Source organism: Citrobacter sp. Cu233 (genome assembly GCF_030332225.1).
Taxonomy (GTDB): Bacteria; Pseudomonadota; Gammaproteobacteria; order Enterobacterales; family Enterobacteriaceae; genus Citrobacter.
This window is the reverse complement of record NZ_JAOWIF010000021.1, coordinates 78,198-95,511: the sequence shown is the minus strand read 5'-3', so window position 1 is coordinate 95,511 and position 17,314 is coordinate 78,198. Positions and strand designations below refer to the sequence as shown.

General features: G+C 53.7%; 14 protein-coding genes and 1 pseudogene. 6 read left to right on the top strand and 9 right to left on the bottom strand.

Annotated elements, in window-relative coordinates:
- Positions 1–19 precede the first annotated feature (19 nt).
- From OGX95_RS00510 to OGX95_RS00500, 3 genes are read left to right on the top strand one after another with little or no spacing between them, the layout of a single operon-like run.
- Positions 20–703 (top strand): D-lyxose/D-mannose isomerase, encoded by a 684-nt coding sequence (locus OGX95_RS00510; RefSeq protein ID WP_286627910.1) that lies wholly within the window; start codon positions 20–22, stop codon positions 701–703.
- A gap of 14 nt (positions 704–717) precedes the next feature.
- Positions 718–1,578, top strand: a complete 861-nt coding sequence (locus OGX95_RS00505; protein WP_286627909.1) for a ketose 1,6-bisphosphate aldolase — start codon at positions 718–720, stop codon at positions 1,576–1,578.
- Positions 1,575–2,579: a carbohydrate kinase family protein gene (locus tag OGX95_RS00500; protein WP_286627951.1), complete on the top strand. Its 1,005-nt coding sequence runs from the start codon at positions 1,575–1,577 to the stop codon at positions 2,577–2,579. The genes OGX95_RS00505 and OGX95_RS00500 overlap by 4 nt, the downstream gene beginning before the upstream one ends.
- Here OGX95_RS00500 and OGX95_RS00495 read toward each other — a convergent pair whose 3' ends face one another.
- Positions 2,580–3,311, bottom strand: coding sequence for a response regulator (locus OGX95_RS00495; RefSeq protein ID WP_286627908.1), 732 nt, complete (start codon positions 3,309–3,311; stop codon positions 2,580–2,582).
- Positions 3,312–3,599: 288 nt separating this feature from the next.
- Between OGX95_RS00495 and fdhF the strand changes: the two genes are divergently transcribed.
- Both fdhF and yjcO read left to right on the top strand, forming a co-directional pair.
- Positions 3,600–5,747 (top strand): formate dehydrogenase subunit alpha, encoded by a 2,148-nt coding sequence (gene fdhF / locus OGX95_RS00490; protein ID WP_286627907.1) that lies wholly within the window; start codon positions 3,600–3,602, stop codon positions 5,745–5,747.
- 91 nt (positions 5,748–5,838) lie between these two features.
- Positions 5,839–6,522, top strand: coding sequence for a Sel1 family TPR-like repeat protein YjcO (yjcO, locus tag OGX95_RS00485; protein ID WP_286627906.1), 684 nt, complete (start codon positions 5,839–5,841; stop codon positions 6,520–6,522).
- A 51-nt stretch (positions 6,523–6,573) separates the two neighbouring features.
- On the opposite strand, the gene gltP is transcribed toward yjcO, so the two are convergent.
- From gltP to nrfA, 8 genes and pseudogenes are all read right to left on the bottom strand, one after another.
- On the bottom strand, positions 6,574–7,884 hold the full coding sequence (gene gltP, locus OGX95_RS00480) for a glutamate/aspartate:proton symporter GltP (RefSeq protein ID WP_286627905.1): 1,311 nt from the start codon (positions 7,882–7,884) through the stop codon (positions 6,574–6,576).
- Between the two features lie 345 nt (positions 7,885–8,229).
- Positions 8,230–8,850, bottom strand: a complete 621-nt coding sequence (nrfG, locus tag OGX95_RS00475; protein ID WP_286627904.1) for a heme lyase NrfEFG subunit NrfG — start codon at positions 8,848–8,850, stop codon at positions 8,230–8,232.
- A pseudogene (nrfF, locus tag OGX95_RS22970) lies at positions 8,847–9,221 on the bottom strand (heme lyase NrfEFG subunit NrfF); the annotation flags it as partial. The gene nrfG and the pseudogene nrfF, both read right to left, overlap by 4 nt.
- Before the next feature lie 25 nt (positions 9,222–9,246).
- Positions 9,247–10,974, bottom strand: coding sequence for a heme lyase CcmF/NrfE family subunit (locus tag OGX95_RS00470; protein ID WP_502872737.1), 1,728 nt, complete (start codon positions 10,972–10,974; stop codon positions 9,247–9,249).
- A gap of 8 nt (positions 10,975–10,982) precedes the next feature.
- Positions 10,983–11,939, bottom strand: a complete 957-nt coding sequence (gene nrfD / locus OGX95_RS00465) for a cytochrome c nitrite reductase subunit NrfD (protein WP_286627903.1) — start codon at positions 11,937–11,939, stop codon at positions 10,983–10,985.
- Complete coding sequence (gene nrfC, locus OGX95_RS00460; RefSeq protein ID WP_271454537.1) at positions 11,936–12,607, bottom strand: cytochrome c nitrite reductase Fe-S protein; 672 nt, start codon at positions 12,605–12,607, stop codon at positions 11,936–11,938. The genes nrfD and nrfC overlap by 4 nt, the downstream gene beginning before the upstream one ends.
- Complete coding sequence (nrfB, locus tag OGX95_RS00455; protein WP_286627902.1) at positions 12,604–13,170, bottom strand: cytochrome c nitrite reductase pentaheme subunit; 567 nt, start codon at positions 13,168–13,170, stop codon at positions 12,604–12,606. Before nrfB ends, nrfC begins: the two co-directional genes overlap by 4 nt.
- Before the next feature lie 44 nt (positions 13,171–13,214).
- Positions 13,215–14,651 carry an ammonia-forming nitrite reductase cytochrome c552 subunit gene (gene nrfA / locus OGX95_RS00450; RefSeq protein WP_286627901.1) on the bottom strand — a complete coding sequence of 479 codons (1,437 nt, stop codon included), beginning with the start codon at positions 14,649–14,651 and terminating at the stop codon, positions 13,215–13,217.
- A 432-nt stretch (positions 14,652–15,083) separates the two neighbouring features.
- Here nrfA and acs point away from each other — a divergent pair, with 432 nt between their 5' ends.
- Positions 15,084–17,042, top strand: a complete 1,959-nt coding sequence (acs, locus tag OGX95_RS00445; RefSeq protein WP_286627900.1) for an acetate--CoA ligase — start codon at positions 15,084–15,086, stop codon at positions 17,040–17,042.
- The last annotated feature ends 272 nt before the right edge of the window (positions 17,043–17,314 follow it).

The following is a 17,314-nucleotide window of genomic DNA, read 5'->3' as shown; positions in this document are numbered from 1 at the left end:
TATAAGGAGAATTCTGCCCATGAAACGCTCCGCAATAAACGAAATTCTTGGCCACACACGCCAGTTTTTTTCCCAGCACGACGTGCATCTCCCCGCTTTCGCCAGTTTCCCGCCCACGCAATGGCGAAAACTTGATGCTTCCGCCTGGAGCGAAGTCTTTGACCTTAAATTGGGTTGGGATGTCACCGCATTTGGCGGCAACAATTTCGCCGCTCAGGGCTTAACGCTGTTTACCCTGCGTAATGGCTCGCCAAAAGGTATGCCATACGAGAAATGCTACGCAGAGAAAATCATGCATGTTCGCGATGCCCAGCTTACGCCGATGCATTTTCACTGGCGCAAGCGTGAAGACATCATCAATCGTGGCGGCGGCAATCTGATTATCGAACTGTGGAACGCCGGTATCAGAGAACAAACGGAGGACAGCGACGTCAATGTGGTCATTGATGGTTGCCGACAAACCCATGCTGCAGGTAGCCAGTTACGCCTGGCACCAGGGGAAAGCATCTGTCTGACGCCCGGTCTGTATCACAGCTTCTGGGCTGAAGAAGGGTTTGGTGACGTGCTGGTCGGTGAAGTTTCTTCCGTCAATGACGACGACCACGATAACCATTTTCTGCAACCAATAGCCCGCTATAACGACATTGAAGAAGACGAACCGGCGCATCTGGTGCTGTGTAACGAGTACCGCCTGTTCCGTTAACCAAGGAGCGTATTATGCCGTTAATTTCCCTCGCCGATGGGCTTGCCCATGCCCGCGAGCACCGCTATGCCTTAGGGGCATTTAACGTACTGGACTCACACTTCCTGCGCGCGCTGTTTGCCGCCGCAAAACAGGAACGTTCGCCTTTCATTATCAACATTGCCGAAGTGCATTTTAAATATATCTCGCTGGATTCCCTTGTCGAAGCGGTCAAGTTCGAAGCCGCCAGGCATGACATTCCGGTGGTGCTAAACCTTGATCACGGTCTGCACTTTGAGTCAGTGGTTCGGGCGCTACGCTTAGGCTTCAGTTCGGTCATGTTTGATGGTTCCACGCTGGAATACGAAGAAAATATCCGTCAAACCCGCGAAGTCGTGAAGATGTGTCATGCGGTGGGTGTATCGGTGGAAGCTGAGCTCGGCGCGGTGGGTGGCGATGAAGGCGGCGCGTTGTACGGTCATGCTGATGAATCATTGTTTACCGACCCCATGCTGGCACGGGACTTCGTCGACAGAACCGGTATTGATGCGCTGGCCGTTGCTATTGGCAATGCACACGGCAAGTACAAAGGCGTGCCACAACTCGATTTTCCCCGTCTGGACGCGATTCGCCAGCAGGCGGCAATTCCGCTGGTACTCCACGGCGGCTCCGGCATTAGCGACGACGATTTCCGCCGGGCAATCGAGCTTGGCATTCACAAAATCAACTTCTACACCGGTATGTCGCAGGCGGCACTGGCTGCGGTAGAGTCGCGTATGGCTAATCGCCAGCCGCTGTACGACGAATTCGCCGAACTGCTGCTGAGTATTGAGGAAGCCATTACCGATACCGTTTCTGAACAGATGCGTATTTTTGGTAGCGCGGGGCAGATCTGATGGAACGTAAAGGCATTATCGCCGCAGGAAATATGCTGGTCGATCATGTACATCAGATTGTGCAGTGGCCAGAACGCGGCTGGCTGGCGGAGATCACCCGTAGCGAACGTGCAACAGGGGGGGCTCCGCTGAACGTGTTGCTCACGCTGGCAAAAATGCACACCGGGCTACCGTTGCAGGCAGTGGGCTTAATTGGCAAGGACAGCGATGGCGACTACATCATGGCGATGCTGGAACAGTATCACGTTAATCGCCAGCATGTTCAGCGCACGACATCAGCCCCCACGTCGATGTCGCAGGTGATGACCGATCCCAGCGGCCAGCGCACCTTTTTTCACTCACCGGGCGCCAATCGGCTACTCGATCTGCCTGCGTTTGAGCTGCTGGATACCTCGATGAAAATCTTCCATCTCGGCTATCTGCTGCTGCTCGATAGTCTGGATATGCCGGATGTGGAATTTGGCACTCGTAGCGCACGGCTGCTGGCGCAAATGCGCGACAACGGCTTTGAAACATCGCTGGATCTGGTCTCACGCAAAGGCGATCCACGCTACCAGCCACTGGTGATGCCAGCGCTGCGCCATCTCGACTATCTGGTGATCAATGAACTGGAGGCCGGGGAATTCAGCGGACTGGAGATCCGCCAGCCCAACGGCGAGTTGCATATTCCGCACATCGCGACAGCCGCCCGCGAACTCCTGGACGCAGGCGTGCGCCAGCGGGTGGTGATCCACTGTCCGGAAGGCGCATGGGGTGAAGCTCCTGATCAGGCTGGCACCTGGATACCCTCACAATTACTGGCCCAGGAAGAGATCGTCGGCAGCGTCGGCGCGGGGGATGCGTTTTGCGCCGGTTTTCTGTATGGCTGCCACGAACGCTGGTCACTGACGGATAGCGTCAGACTGGCACACGCCTGCGCACGGGCCAGTTTGCTGTGCGCCAACGCAATAGACGGCGCCAAAACGCTGGCAGAGTTAAAAACCGCAATGACTGATGCCTGATTACGCCGCCTTATCGTGATGCTGCACGTCGGCGGCAAAAACATAACCCAGCCCGCGCAGGGTTTTAATCAACATCGGCTGATGCGGGTTAGTCTCTATCTTTCGCCGTAGTCGCATGATTAACACATCAATAGTGCGGTCAAACACCTCAACGCTGTCACTGCGCGTGAATTCTAACAGTTGTTCGCGACTCAGCACCCGACGGGCGTTCTGTGCCAGCGCCAGCAGCAGACTGTATTCGCCCTGCGTCAGGTCCACCTTCAACTGCTGAGGATTACGTAACTGACAACCTGCGGTGTCCAGATGCCAGCCATTAAAGGATAACCCCGTGGTGTGTGGACCACTGCTTTCGGGTGTTAAAACACCGACACGCCTGAGCACGGCTTTTACCCGCGCCACCAGTACCCGCGCATTGAACGGTTTGCCGATATAATCATCAGCCCCCATTTCCAGCCCCACGACCACATCCGATTCGCTACCTAACCCTGTCAGCATCACCACCGGTAATCCTGGCCTTATTTTTTGCACCTGCTGAAGCACCATCAGGCCATTAATATCGGGCAACATCATGTCCAGCAATACCAGCGCGATATCCGGCTGAGTATCAATGCAACGCAGCGCGTCCTGTCCGGTATGACAGGCGGTCACCGCAAAGACGTGTTCACTCAGCACATCCTGGAGCAGTGTGCAGATTGCCTCGTCATCATCCACAACCAGTATGGCTGGCTTCATCGTTCCTCCCCATTTCTGGCCAACTTAAATGAGTGTGATTGATTCTGCACAGAGTGACAGTGATAAGGCACAAGGACATGTGGGAAACATAACCGCGGTCACACTGCCGGGGCGTCACGTATTGAAGATTCGTCACGTCAAATATGACGACAGGCTGTTTTTCGTCAGGGTTTTGCGCAAAATTCGCCCGTATTATCGGCGAATGCCCCTGATAAAAACATGGCATAAAAGATGCATAACGAAAGCGACAAGCGCGTATGCGCGATTTGATTAACTGGAGCGAGACCGATGAAAAAAGTCGTCACGGTTTGCCCATATTGCGCATCAGGTTGCAAAATCAACCTGGTGGTCGATAACGGCAAAATCGTCCGGGCTGAAGCGGCGCAGGGGAAAACCAACCAGGGTACCCTGTGTCTGAAGGGCTACTATGGCTGGGATTTTATCAATGATACCCAGATCCTGACCCCTCGTCTGAAAACCCCAATGATCCGTCGCCAGCGTGGCGGCAAACTGGAATCCGTTTCCTGGGATGAAGCGCTTAATTACGTCGCCGATCGCCTGAGCGCCATCAAAGCGAAGTATGGCCCGGACGCCATTCAGACGACCGGTTCATCTCGCGGTACGGGTAACGAAACCAACTATGTAATGCAAAAATTTGCGCGCGCCGTTATTGGTACCAATAACGTTGACTGCTGCGCTCGCGTCTGACACGGCCCTTCGGTTGCAGGTCTGCACCAATCGGTCGGTAACGGCGCAATGAGTAATGCCATCAATGAAATTGATAACACAGATTTAGTGTTCATCTTCGGGTATAACCCGGCGGATTCCCACCCTATCGTGGCGAATCACGTGATCAACGCTAAACGCAACGGGGCGAAAATTATCGTCTGCGATCCGCGCAAAATTGAAACTGCGCGTATTGCCGACATGCACATCGCGTTGAGAAACGGCTCGAATATCGCGCTGCTTAACGCTATGGGTCATGTCATCATCGAAGAAAAACTGTACGACCAGGCATTCGTCGCCTCGCGTACGGAAGGATTCGAAGAGTACAGCAAGATTGTCGAAGGCTACACGCCGGAGTCCGTCGAAGATATTACTGGCGTTAGCGCTCAGGATATCCGTCAGGCTGCACGTATGTATGCTTCGGCGAAAAGCGCAGCCATCCTGTGGGGCATGGGTGTTACCCAGTTCTATCAGGGCGTGGAAACCGTGCGCTCACTGACCAGCCTCGCAATGCTGACCGGTAACCTCGGTAAGCCAAGCGTCGGTGTTAACCCGGTTCGTGGCCAGAACAACGTTCAGGGCGCATGTGACATGGGGGCGCTGCCGGATACCTATCCGGGCTATCAGTACGTGAAAGATCCGGCTAACCGCGAGAAATTCGCCAAAGCCTGGGGCGTGGAAAGCCTGCCTGCACATACCGGCTATCGCATCAGCGAGCTGCCGCACCGTGCGGCCCATGGCGAAGTGCGTGCGGCCTACATTATGGGTGAAGATCCATTACAGACCGATGCTGAACTCTCCGCAGTGCGCAAAGGCTTTGAAGATCTGGAACTGGTCATCGTGCAGGATATCTTCATGACCAAAACCGCCGCTGCCGCAGACGTTATTTTACCGTCTACGTCATGGGGCGAACATGAAGGCGTATTCTCCGCGGCTGACCGTGGCTTCCAGCGCTTCTTTAAAGCTGTTGAACCGAAGTGGGATCTGAAAACGGACTGGCAGATTATCAGTGAAATTGCCACCCGTATGGGTTACCCGATGCACTACAACAACACCCAGGAAATCTGGGACGAGTTGCGTCATCTGTGCCCGGATTTCTACGGTGCCACTTACGAGAAGATGGGCGAACTGGGTTATATCCAGTGGCCTTGCCGCGACACCTCAGATGCCGACCAAGGTACGTCTTACCTCTTCAAAGAGAAGTTCGACACCCCGAACGGCCTGGCGCAGTTCTTCACTTGTGACTGGGTAGCGCCAATCGACAAACTCACCCCAGAGTACCCAATGGTACTGTCAACGGTGCGTGAAGTCGGCCACTACTCTTGCCGTTCTATGACCGGTAACTGTGCGGCACTGGCAGCGTTGGCAGATGAGCCGGGCTATGCCCAGATCAACACAGCTGACGCTGAACGCCTGGGTATTCAGGATGAAGATCTGGTGTGGGTTAACTCTCGCAAAGGTAGAGTTATCACCCGTGCGGCAGTGAGCGATCGCCCGAACAAAGGCGCGATTTACATGACCTATCAATGGTGGATTGGTGCATGTAATGAACTGGTAACCGAGAACTTAAGCCCGATTACCAAAACGCCGGAGTACAAATACTGTGCCGTTAATGTTGAACGCATTGCCGATCAGCGTGCTGCCGAACAGTATGTGATTGATGAGTACACCAAGCTGAAAGCCAGCCTGCGCGAAAGCGCAATGGGTTAAGCTTGTCTCTACGGCCTCCATTCGGAGGCCGTTTTTTTATGCCAATAATCTCTCTATACTGTCCATTCCCTACTCTAAATCTAAATATAAGATGAAACGACTTTTCGCCTTGATGTTGCTAATAACAGGCTTTGTTCATGCCGAAGAGCCTGGCAGTCAGTTTCTGAAGGCAGCCGAATCTGGAGACCGACGCGCACAATACTTTCTCGCTGATACCTGGTTTAGTTCAGGCGATTTGAGCAAAGCCGAATACTGGGCGCAAAAAGCAGCCGACAGCGGTGATGCGGATGCCTGGGCCTTACTGGCACAAATTAAGATAACCAACCCGGTCAGTCTGGATTATCCACAAGCCAAAACGCTGGCCGAAAAAGCGACCCAGGCGGGCAGTAAGGCGGGGGAAATTACGCTGGCAAGAATTCTGGTGAACACGCAGGCCGGGCGCACAGATTACCCCAAAGCGATTACATTGCTGCAAAACGCCTCGGAAAACCTGGAGAACGACTCCGCTGTCGATGCGCAAATGTTGCTCGGGCTGATTTACGCCAATGGCGTAGGCATTCCCGCTGACGATGACAAAGCGACGTGGTATTTCAAACGCAGCTCCGCCATTTCTCGCACCGGGTATTCCGAATACTGGGCCGGGATGATGTTCTTAAACGGTGAGCAGGGTTTTATTGAGAAGAATAAGCAAAAGGCGTTGCACTGGTTAAATCTGAGCTGTACGGAAGGGTTTGATACCGGTTGCGAGGAGTTTGATAAGTTAACGAATGGCTAGTACTGGCAGATTGCCGGATGGCGCTATGCTTACCCGGCAATCTGTTAATCGTTACTGAGCGGTCTTTTCAAATTTGCCCAGCACGTCGCGCTCATAAGCCAGCGCTTTCTTACGGTCAAACTTGTGTTCCCACTTGGCAATCACCAGCACCGCCAGCGCGTTACCCACCACGTTCAGCGCGGTACGTGCCATATCGAGGATACGGTCAACACCGGCGATAAATGCCAGACCTTCCAACGGGATCCCCACACTGCCCAGCGTCGCCAACAGCACCACAAACGATACGCCCGGCACGCCTGCAATCCCTTTCGAGGTTACCATCAGCGTCAGTACCAGCACGATTTCCTGCCACAATGACAGGTCAATACCGTACAGCTGGGCAATAAAGATAGCCGCGATACTCTGGTACAGCGTCGAACCATCCAGGTTGAATGAATACCCGGTCGGCACCACAAAACTGGTGATTGATGCCGGTGCGCCATAGGCCTCCATCTTCTCAATAATTCGCGGCAGCACGCTCTCAGAGCTGGCGGTAGAGTACGCCAGAATCAGCTCGTCTTTCAGGATACGAATCAGGATCCAGATACTCAGACCACAGACACGCGCCACGATACCCAGCACCACCAGTGCAAAGAACAGGATGGCAAAATGCACCAACAGCACCAGCTTCGCCAGCGGCCACAAGGAGGCAAAGCCAAAGTTTGCGACCGTGACGGCGATCAGCGCAAAGACACCGACCGGCGCATAACGCATGACCATGTGGGTCACTTTAAACATGGTTTCGGAGATAGAGCGGAACACGGTAACCAGCGGCTCACGGTGCGTGGCAGGCAGAGAAGACAGACCTAAACCGAACAGCACCGAGAAGAAGATAATTGGCAGCATGTCGCCTTTCGCCATTGACGCAACGATGTTGGTCGGCACCAGTGACAAAATTGTGCCCATCAGGCCATGTGCATGACTCTGCACTTCTGCCGTTGTGCTTTGATATTTCGAAATATCCACGGTCGCCAGCTGCGACATATCAACGCCGGTACCTGGCTGGAATACGTTCGCCAGCGTAATACCGAGGATAATCGCCACGGTAGTGATCACTTCGAAATAGATAATGGTTTTAGCGCCAATACGGCCCAGCTGTTTTGCATCCCCCACCCCGGCGATACCCACAATCAGCGTGGAAATCACAATGGGCACGACGATCATTTTAATCAGGTGGATAAAAATATCACCCGCCGGTTGCAACAGGTTTAATACCAGCCATTCGCGGCTGTCACTATGATAGTGCAGGTAACTCCCTAGCAAAATGCCCAGCACCATGGCGATTAAGATCTGCCATGCCAGGCTGACTTTCAAATTTTTCATAACAACGGACTTCCTCGATGGAGCGCTATTCCGCATATAAAAATGCAAGAACAGTACATACTGAAAGGGTATGATTTGTGTTGCGTTCGTTTATAGAGTTTTTTAACGCTTATTATCATTATCATTTGCACGCTATCTCGCGCAAGCCTTTCAGAACAGGGGGTTTAGCTGAAATTATGCATAAAAACGCGAGTTTATGTCGGTAATCATGAATAACTTTTTGTTATAAAAGAATTTTTATTTGATAAAAAATGAAGAAGTTCTGCCATGAGTTTTTTTTGTCCACTTGTTCAACTGCCTGTTTTTTAAACAGGCAAAATGATGCAAATCACAAAAAAAACAAATTTATTTTTGCCGATTCTGCAACAACTTCGCCATATTAATGGAGTCGATCAACTGCGCACGATTCACCCTTGGCGAGTTTAAATCCATTACTTTTTGCCACATTGAAATCGCCTGTACGTAATCAGCCTGCATAAACGCATCGGAAGCCAGCAGCATTAGCGCGGTGACTTCATTGCCGTCCAGCGCCAGGGATTTATCGATCATTTCGCGCGTTTGCGGCGTCATATGCTGCCCGGCCTGGTAATACAATACCGTCGCCAACGCCGAGTAGATTTCGGCGTTTTCCCCCCGAAAACGCAGCGCCTGCTCATAGGCCAGCAGTGCATTGTGATACGCATTTTGCCAAAGATAATATTCCCCCAGTTGCGCCCATAACACACCGTCCTGTGGAGTAGCACGGATCTGTGCCTGCAAGGAAAGCAGCTGTTTTTCCTGAACATTTTCATCAGAGAACGCGTGTAATGGATCGGCCAGTCGTGTTTGCTCCTGGCGGACAGCCTGCCATTTTGGCGTCATCAGATAAGCCCCAATGCAGGCAGTAACCATCAGTACAGCCGCTGCGGCCAGCCGTTTCACTGGCATCGGGCGGAACGGTGCCACGGCGCGTTCAGACTGACTCATCGCTCGTCCTCCTCGGTACGCTGGTGCGATCTCACCCGCCAAATCGCCACGCCCACCAGCAGCAATAACACGCACGGTAGCGCCCACAGAAACAGCGTTTGCTCATTCAGAGGGGGATTATAACGAACGAAATCACCGTAACGCGCGGTCATCCAGGCAGTGATCTCTGCTTCGTTTTTACCCTCTTCAACCATGCTGTAAACCTGATGACGCATACTGACCGCCACCGGCGCATTGGATTCCAGTAAGTTTTGGTTTTGGCACTGCGGACACCGCAGTTGGCTGGCAATAGACAGGGCTTTTTCCTGCTGTTGCGGGTTATCAAAGTGCCAGGTGTCCACAACCTGGGCATGCGTCGAGAAAGTGATGAAAAACAGGATGATAAAACCGCAGATACTACGCATCGCGCGTCCTCCCCCGCCAACCGCTGAGCAGTACGCCGAGCACCATCAGCAGTCCTCCTCCCCAAATCCAGCGCACACCGCTTTGCACGTACAGGCGCATCGCGTAGCGGTCCTGTCCGGTTTTTTCGCCCATTACCGCATACCAGTCATGCAGCAGGTTCCAGCGGATACCCGGCTCCATCATTTGCTGGCGACGCGCGGCATAGAAGCGTCTCTCCGGTTGCAGACTGCCGATACGTTTTTCATTCTGCCACAGCGTAATTAGTGCTTTTTCACTGGTGTAATTTCCTTTTGCTTCCAGATCGAGGCGCTCAAAACGGAAGAGATAACCAGCCAGCTCAACCTGCTGGCCCGGGCTCAGATTCAGGCTAATCTCCTGGCGGCTGCCGCTGGAAAACACGATCCCCGCCGCGAAAACCAGTACCCCACTATGCGCTAACAGGGCAGGAAGCTGGCTTCGTAGCGATCCTTTCCAACTTCTGATGGTTGCGATAACGATGACCGCCAGCATCAATAACCCAAACGGCAACGTGGCACGGTTAAAGTACGGCGCGCCAACCGAAAGTCGCCCCCAGCCAAACAGACCGTAAATCATGGGATAGAGCGTGCCGATCAGTACGATCAGTAGCACCGCGCAAAACAGCAGTAACGCAACCAGAATTAACATCTCGCGCGACCAGCCGCCGAAACGCGCAGTCTGGCGACCATCCTGTGCCCGCCAGGCGTACAGCCCGAGCGACGCCAGGCTTAAGACAGAAAATAGTGCAAACAGTGGCGCGGCACGGACATTATCCAGTGCGAAAGCATGAACAGACACCAGGATGCCGGAACGCACAATCAACGTACCCAGCAGCGATAAAATCAGCGTGACGATTGCCAGCAGCAGCGACCAGTGACGGAAGAGCCCACGCTGGCGCGAGACATACAAACTGTGCAGCAATGCGCTGGCAGAAAGCCAGGGTAATAAAGAGGCATTTTCCACCGGGTCCCAAAACCACCAGCCGCCCCAACCCAGTTCGCAGTACGCCCACCAGGAACCAAGGATGATGCCCAGCGTCAACGCACACCAGCCGGGTAAAGCCCAGCGCCAGCAGACCCATGCAGTTTCTGCGCTAAAGCCGCCACGCAGCAGCGAAGCCAGCGCCACCCCAGCCGCCACCATCAGACCACCGTAGCCCAGATACAGCAGCGGTGGATGCAGGATCAGCCCCAGGTGTTGCAGCATCGGGTTCAGGTCGCGCCCTTCAATAGCTGGCGGGAAGATACGCACGAACGGATCGGACCACACCACCACGAACAGCAGCAGTAAGGCCAACATCATTGACAGGACGCTGAGCGTCAGCGGGAACAGTGCATCAGACTCACGTCGATAACGTAAAGCGAACAGCGCACTCCAGCCGGAAAGAAACAGCACCCACAGCAGCAATGAACCTTCATGACCGCCCCATACCGCCGCCAGTTTTAATCCCCACGGCAGCAGGCTATAGCTGTGCTGAGCAACATAGACGACCGAGAAGTCGCTGGTCATAAAACAGAAGACCAGAATGGCAAAGGCGATCAGCTGTAGCATAAATTGCGTCCACGTTCCCACGCAGGCCAGCTGCATCACACCCTGCCAGCGCCGGCGGAGCCCCACCAGCGCGGCAAGCGGGGTCAACACGTTAACCCCGAAACTTAACAACAGAGCCAGAAAACCGGCTTCAGGAAGGAAGACGTCCAGATATCACCTTACGCAACGGTTAGCTGTCCTGCATACAAAATAAAGAAACGCAGCAGTAAAACACCAGTCAGGCTGGCACCACATACCGCCAGTACACCATGAAACGTTGAGCTACGATTAGCCCACGGTTTCAACAGCATCGGGAGGATCAGTCCAAGCCCGGCCACACCCAGCCAGAACCACCAGGTCCAGAACCCGCCGCCCAGTGCTGCCACCAGCGCGCGCATTTTGCCGTCATCACCCAGCGCCAGCCCGACAAAGAACGCCGCCAGCAGGAAGATTTCCAGCCACACCACCGGCGTTTCCATACGGTGGACAAAGTGCGCCTCGGTGCTATGCGGGTTACTGCGATGACGCAGCGCCATAGCGATCAGCGCCACCGCCGCACCGGAGGAAATCCCGGAGAACAGGAACAGCACCGGCAGGATCGGGTTATTCAGGAACGGGTAGGATTTCAACGCCGACAGCAGGAATCCGGTGTAGGCCCCGAGCAGAACCGCCAGCACCAGCATCACCGTTTCAAGCAACCGATGGAACGGTGCGATTAGCGTCAGGAGTTTTGGCACGATCGTCAGTCGCGGCACGAACCGCTGTTGCAGGGCAATCACCTCTTTTTCAAAGATTTTTGCCAACCACAGCACCAGCACCACCATGTACAACTGAAACAGCATGACCCCCATCGACATCACCGAGGTGAAGCTGTAGTGGAACATCAGCTTCCAGAAAGTCCATGGACGCGTCAGGTGGAATACCAGGATCAGCAGACCAAGAATAATGGCTCCCGGTCCCAGTACCAGCGTGGTGCGCAGCAACGTGCTGTCAGCACCGCCCGCTTCCGGGTGCAGCCGTCGTAACAATACCGACAGCGTCACCAGCCCGGCAGATATGCCTATCAGAAACAGATAGATGGCAATGGGCCAGTCCCACACCAGTGATTCAAAATGAAATGCAGAAGCGGGTGTCATTGGCTCACCTCCCCATATTTAAAGGGAACGCGGTAGACCTTCGGTTTCGTGCCCAGCGCCAGCTTGTAACGGTAGGTATTTTTCTGGTGCAACAACCGCGAGATTTCGCTGTTGGGGTCGTCCAGATTACCAAACGTCAGCGCTTTCGTCGGACATGACTCCACGCAGGCGGGCTGCTTGCCCGCTTTCAGGTTGGTTTTGCGGCAAAAATCGCATTTATCCGCCGTCTTGCTGACCGGATGAATAAAGCGCACGCGATAAGGACAGGCGGCGATGCAATACTGGCAACCGACGCACAAATCCGGGTTCACATCCACAATGCCGCTGGCGGCATCGCGATACGATGCCCCCGTCGGACAGACGTCAACACAGGGCGCGTGATCGCAGTGCTGGCACGAGTGACGGAAGAAACGATACTTCACATCGGGAAACGTCCCCAGCGGTTCACTGCGAATGATCGTCAGACGCGAGACGCCTTCCGGTACGCTGTTAACTTCCCGACAGGCATCCATGCACGCGGTACAACCGATGCATAATGACTCATCATGTACCATGCCGTAACGCACGCCATTAATGTTTAACGTCTTCGCTACGACGCGTCCCGCCGTCCCGCTAACAGCCACTAGCGCGCTGACGCCGGTGATAAACTGGCGACGAGAGCAACTCATGGATGCTCCTTAAGCAAGGGAATCGACGCCGGGTTAAAGTTTGGATTGTTACGCTGATCGCTGTGGCAATCGACGCAAATCTTGATCCGTCCTTTATCGCTTAACGTCTGCATCGTGTCTTGCTTCGGATGCAGTGAGTGACAGCTGGCGCACGCTACTTTCGTCACGTGAACATCGTGCGGCCAGAACGCTTTTTGCAACTGCTCAGGCAGGTGACAGGACATACAGACGCTGTTCTGCTGCTCCACGTTGTACATCGGCTCGTTAAAGCGCATCACATCCTTCACCCCTTCACGGTGCTTCGGCGACGGCTGGCCGTGACAGTTGGTGCAGGTAACCGGCAGTTTATTATTGGGGTTGATGACTTCTGCATGTTTACCATGCATACCTTCGGTATCCGGCTTGTGACAATCAAGGCACGCCGCATCCGGGTTACGCTGTTGGGTGACCGTCCAGCGTTGTTCTGACTCCTGCGGTGTTGGCGTGGCGGTTATCCCGCTCAGGCTCCAGAACAGACCTGACGCCAGCACCCCAGCAGTTAATAACGAACGTAATACGCTCATATTCACTCCGTTGAGTTATCCGCCCCTTACGAGGCGGAATGGGGTTATTGGCTTAACAGACCGTTTTTACGCGCCTGATCTTCCCATTGCGGAATCACCGTTTTGATGAAGTCCTGCTTCTCAGCGTTGATTTGCTGCATGTTCAGACCAATTGCCTGCTGGGCTTTCTCTTTGGTCGAGATATCCGGCAGCGGGATTTCATGCGTGATGCCTTTGGTCGCCAGCAGACGGACCAGTTTGGTACGCGCATCAGCGGCTTTATCCATCGCGCTCCCCAACATGCGCAGACCTTCTTCCGGTGCGTGCATATGGATACCATGAGAAGCAATCGACAGATCCCAGCGCCATTGTGCGTGGCGAATGTCTTCCAGAATCGGCTTCATTTCCGCTTCCGTCGCACCCGCATCCCACGCAGCCTTCGCTTCGAAGTGCGCATGTACCAGTTGATCTTCAACTTTGATTTTCAGGTCATGAATCGCTTGCTTACGCTCAGCAACCACTTTTTGCAGGGACGCTTTGTCCTGGGTGTGGCAGTTGGCGCAAGTCTGTGGGAAGTTGTCGAACGGATTACCAATCTTATGGTCGGTGTAGATTTTGCCTTCTGCGTTCTGCACTTTCGGCATGTGACAATCGATACAGGTCACGTTGTTCTTACCGTGAATGCCTGCACTCCAGGTTTCATACTCCGGGTGCTGCGCTTTCAGCATTGGGGTTTTAGACAGAGAGTTCGTCCAGTCGGAGAACGCGATAGCATCGTAATATTTCTCCATGTTCTCGACTTTCATACCGTCATCCCATGGGAACTTAACGGCTTTGTTCTTACCGTCAAAGTAGTACTCCACGTGGCACTGACCGCAAACCATGGATTGCTGATCAAAGCGGCTGGCTTTTTCAAACGGTTTGCCGATGGTTTCCATCGCACGCTCGGCATAAGGACGCGACAGCGTCAGTTCCGGCTTCCCTTTCGCGAAATCTGCTGATGCCGTGTTATGGCAGTCAGCACAGCCGAGGTTGTTAACAATTTCCGGGCCGCCACGCGCCCATTTACCGTGGAAGTACCCATCTTCACCGTCTTTCTGGATCAGACGCGCGACGTCCGGGCTTTTACAGCTCCAGCAGGCCATCGGCAACGGACCATCTTCTGTCGTTTTTGGCGCACCGGTACGTAACGTTTCACGCACATCGGTCACCGCATACGCGTGTCCACGCGGTTTGTTGTAATCGCGGGAGAAAGGATATCCCGCCCACAGGATCACCAGACGAGGGTCTTCTGCCAGCGCATCTTCACGGGCTGACTGTTCAGACGTGGCTTTCCAGGAGAGGTATTGATCAGGATGCTGAGGGGCGAAGGTTTCATTCTTCGCTTCAACGGTGACGGTCTTTGCGGGTACAGAGGTTTGCTCAGCGTGAACGGCAGTAATAAATAAAAACGGTAATATCAGGCTGAAGAAACGGCGTACGCGTGATTTTGTCCTTGCCATAGGGGTCTCATCCAGATGTCGCCATTATCTGCAATGGCGGTTCTTTTATTGTTTTCCATAACAGCAACCACACAATACTGTCATGACATTGCTCCACCCTATTTGTAACAAGAAACCCCACAAGAAATGTTGTTTTTAATCAATTGTAAGTGTATGTAAAATACCACTTTAGAGTTATTCACCCCCTCTAATCCCTCACTCTTTTGTCTATACCCGACACAGATCACCTTTTCAAAACTCTCTATATAACCGCATGTTATCGCGAGGTTTAATCAATTTTTGCTAGTTCTCTTCAAAATTCAGTTTGCCGCTAATTTGCACAATTCGGTTATTGCGTGATCTGTCGCCCAAATACTAAACAAAACTCGCAAAGCCCCTACATTTAACGTTTGTGCGACATATTATTAACATCCTACAAGGAGAACAAAAGCCATGAGCCAAATACACAAACACGCTATTCCCGCAAATATTGCGGACCGTTGCCTGATAAACCCGGAGCAGTACGAAGCGAAATACCAACAGTCCATTACCGACCCCGACACATTTTGGGGCGAGCAGGGAAAAATTCTTGATTGGATCAAGCCGTACAGCCAGGTAAAGAACACCTCTTTTGCCCCTGGTAACGTATCCATTAAATGGTACGAAGACGGCACGCTGAATCTGGCAGCAAACTGTCTTGATCGCCACCTACAGGAAAACGGCGATCGCACCGCCATTATCTGGGAAGGCGATGATGCTACCCAGAGTAAAAACATTACCTATCGCGAACTGCATCGCGATGTCTGCCGTTTTGCTAATACCCTTCTGGATTTGGGGATTAAAAAAGGCGATGTCGTGGCTATTTATATGCCAATGGTCCCGGAAGCCGCGGTTGCCATGCTGGCCTGCGCCCGTATTGGCGCTGTACATTCGGTCATCTTTGGCGGTTTCTCACCAGAAGCCGTTGCCGGACGTATTATCGATTCCAATTCACGTCTGGTGATCACCGCCGATGAAGGCGTACGTGCCGGACGCGGTATCCCGCTGAAAAAGAACGTGGATGATGCGCTGAAAAACCCGAATGTGAAGACGGTTGAGCATGTCATTGTCCTCAAACGCACCGGCGGAAAAACGGACTGGAAGGAAGGCCGCGATCTGTGGTGGTCCGATCTTATTGAAAAAGCGAGCCCTGAACATCAGCCGGCAGAGATGAACGCGGAAGATCCGCTGTTTATCCTGTATACCTCTGGTTCAACCGGTAAGCCAAAAGGCGTGCTGCACACCACGGGGGGATATCTGGTTTACGCGGCAACGACCTTTAAGTATGTGTTTGATTACCATCAGGACGATATCTACTGGTGTACCGCTGATGTGGGTTGGGTTACCGGCCACAGCTACCTGCTGTACGGCCCGCTGGCCTGCGGTGCCACCACGCTGATGTTTGAAGGCGTACCTAACTGGCCGACCCCGGCGCGTATGTCACAGGTCGTGGACAAGCACCAGGTCACAATCCTCTATACTGCGCCAACGGCTATCCGCGCCCTGATGGCAGAAGGTGATAAGGCGATTGAAGGCACTAACCGTTCATCACTGCGTATTTTAGGCTCTGTTGGCGAGCCGATTAACCCGGAAGCATGGGAGTGGTACTGGAAAAAGATCGGCAACGAAAAATGCCCGGTCGTCGACACCTGGTGGCAGACCGAAACCGGGGGGTTCATGATCACCCCACTGCCGGGTGCAACCGAGCTGAAAGCCGGTTCGGCAACGCGTCCATTCTTTGGCGTACAACCAGCCATCGTTGATAACGAAGGCAACCCGCTGGAAGGTGCGACCGAAGGCAACCTGGTGATCACCGACTCCTGGCCGGGTCAGGCAAGAACCCTGTTTGGCGATCACGATCGCTTTGAACAGACCTACTTCTCCACGTTCAAAAATATGTACTTCAGCGGCGACGGCGCACGCCGTGACGAAGACGGTTACTACTGGATCACCGGGCGCGTGGACGACGTGCTGAACGTGTCCGGCCACCGTCTGGGCACCGCTGAAATCGAGTCGGCGCTGGTGTCACATCCAAAGATTGCCGAAGCCGCCGTGGTGGGGATTCCACACAATATTAAAGGCCAGGCCATTTACGCCTACGTCACGCTGAATCACGGCGAAGAGCCATCACCTGAGTTGTACGCCGAAGTTCGCAACTGGGTACGAAAAGAAATTGGCCCGCTGGCAACGCCAGACGTGCTGCACTGGACCGACTCACTGCCGAAAACCCGCTCCGGCAAAATCATGCGCCGCATTCTGCGTAAAATCGCGGCGGGCGATACCAGTAATCTGGGCGATACCTCGACCCTCGCCGATCCTGGCGTGGTAGAGAAACTGCTCGAAGAGAAGCAGGCCATCGCGATGCCATCATAACCATAACCGTGAAATGCCCGATGGCGCGCTGCTTATCGGGTCTACAGGTTCAGCATCCCTTGTAGGCCCGATAAGGCTTTAGCCGTCCTCCGGCAAAATAAACAATACCCCCTACCCTTTCTCTGCATGGGAGAGGGAAATATAAAAAACCTCCCCCAAAGGATTTCGTGTTACAGGAAGGCGGAAAACGAGCACATCTCCAGGAGCATAGTTCACTATGTAACTGGGGTGGGCGAGTGCGGCCAACGAACCTGTAGCACGAAAGACGCAGG

Coding starts and splice junctions, on each gene's coding strand:
- nrfA (WP_286627901.1), bottom strand. CDS start 14,651: ATGGCAAGGACAAAATCACGCGTACGCCGTTTCTTCAGCCTGATATTA.
- acs (WP_286627900.1), top strand. CDS start 15,084: ATGAGCCAAATACACAAACACGCTATTCCCGCAAATATTGCGGACCGT.
- nrfG (WP_286627904.1), bottom strand. CDS start 8,850: ATGAGTCAGTCTGAACGCGCCGTGGCACCGTTCCGCCCGATGCCAGTG.
- yjcO (WP_286627906.1), top strand. CDS start 5,839: ATGAAACGACTTTTCGCCTTGATGTTGCTAATAACAGGCTTTGTTCAT.
- nrfD (WP_286627903.1), bottom strand. CDS start 11,939: ATGACACCCGCTTCTGCATTTCATTTTGAATCACTGGTGTGGGACTGG.
- gltP (WP_286627905.1), bottom strand. CDS start 7,884: ATGAAAAATTTGAAAGTCAGCCTGGCATGGCAGATCTTAATCGCCATG.
- OGX95_RS00510 (WP_286627910.1), top strand. CDS start 20: ATGAAACGCTCCGCAATAAACGAAATTCTTGGCCACACACGCCAGTTT.
- nrfB (WP_286627902.1), bottom strand. CDS start 13,170: ATGAGCGTATTACGTTCGTTATTAACTGCTGGGGTGCTGGCGTCAGGT.
- OGX95_RS00495 (WP_286627908.1), bottom strand. CDS start 3,311: ATGAAGCCAGCCATACTGGTTGTGGATGATGACGAGGCAATCTGCACA.
- OGX95_RS00505 (WP_286627909.1), top strand. CDS start 718: ATGCCGTTAATTTCCCTCGCCGATGGGCTTGCCCATGCCCGCGAGCAC.
- nrfC (WP_271454537.1), bottom strand. CDS start 12,607: ATGAGTTGCTCTCGTCGCCAGTTTATCACCGGCGTCAGCGCGCTAGTG.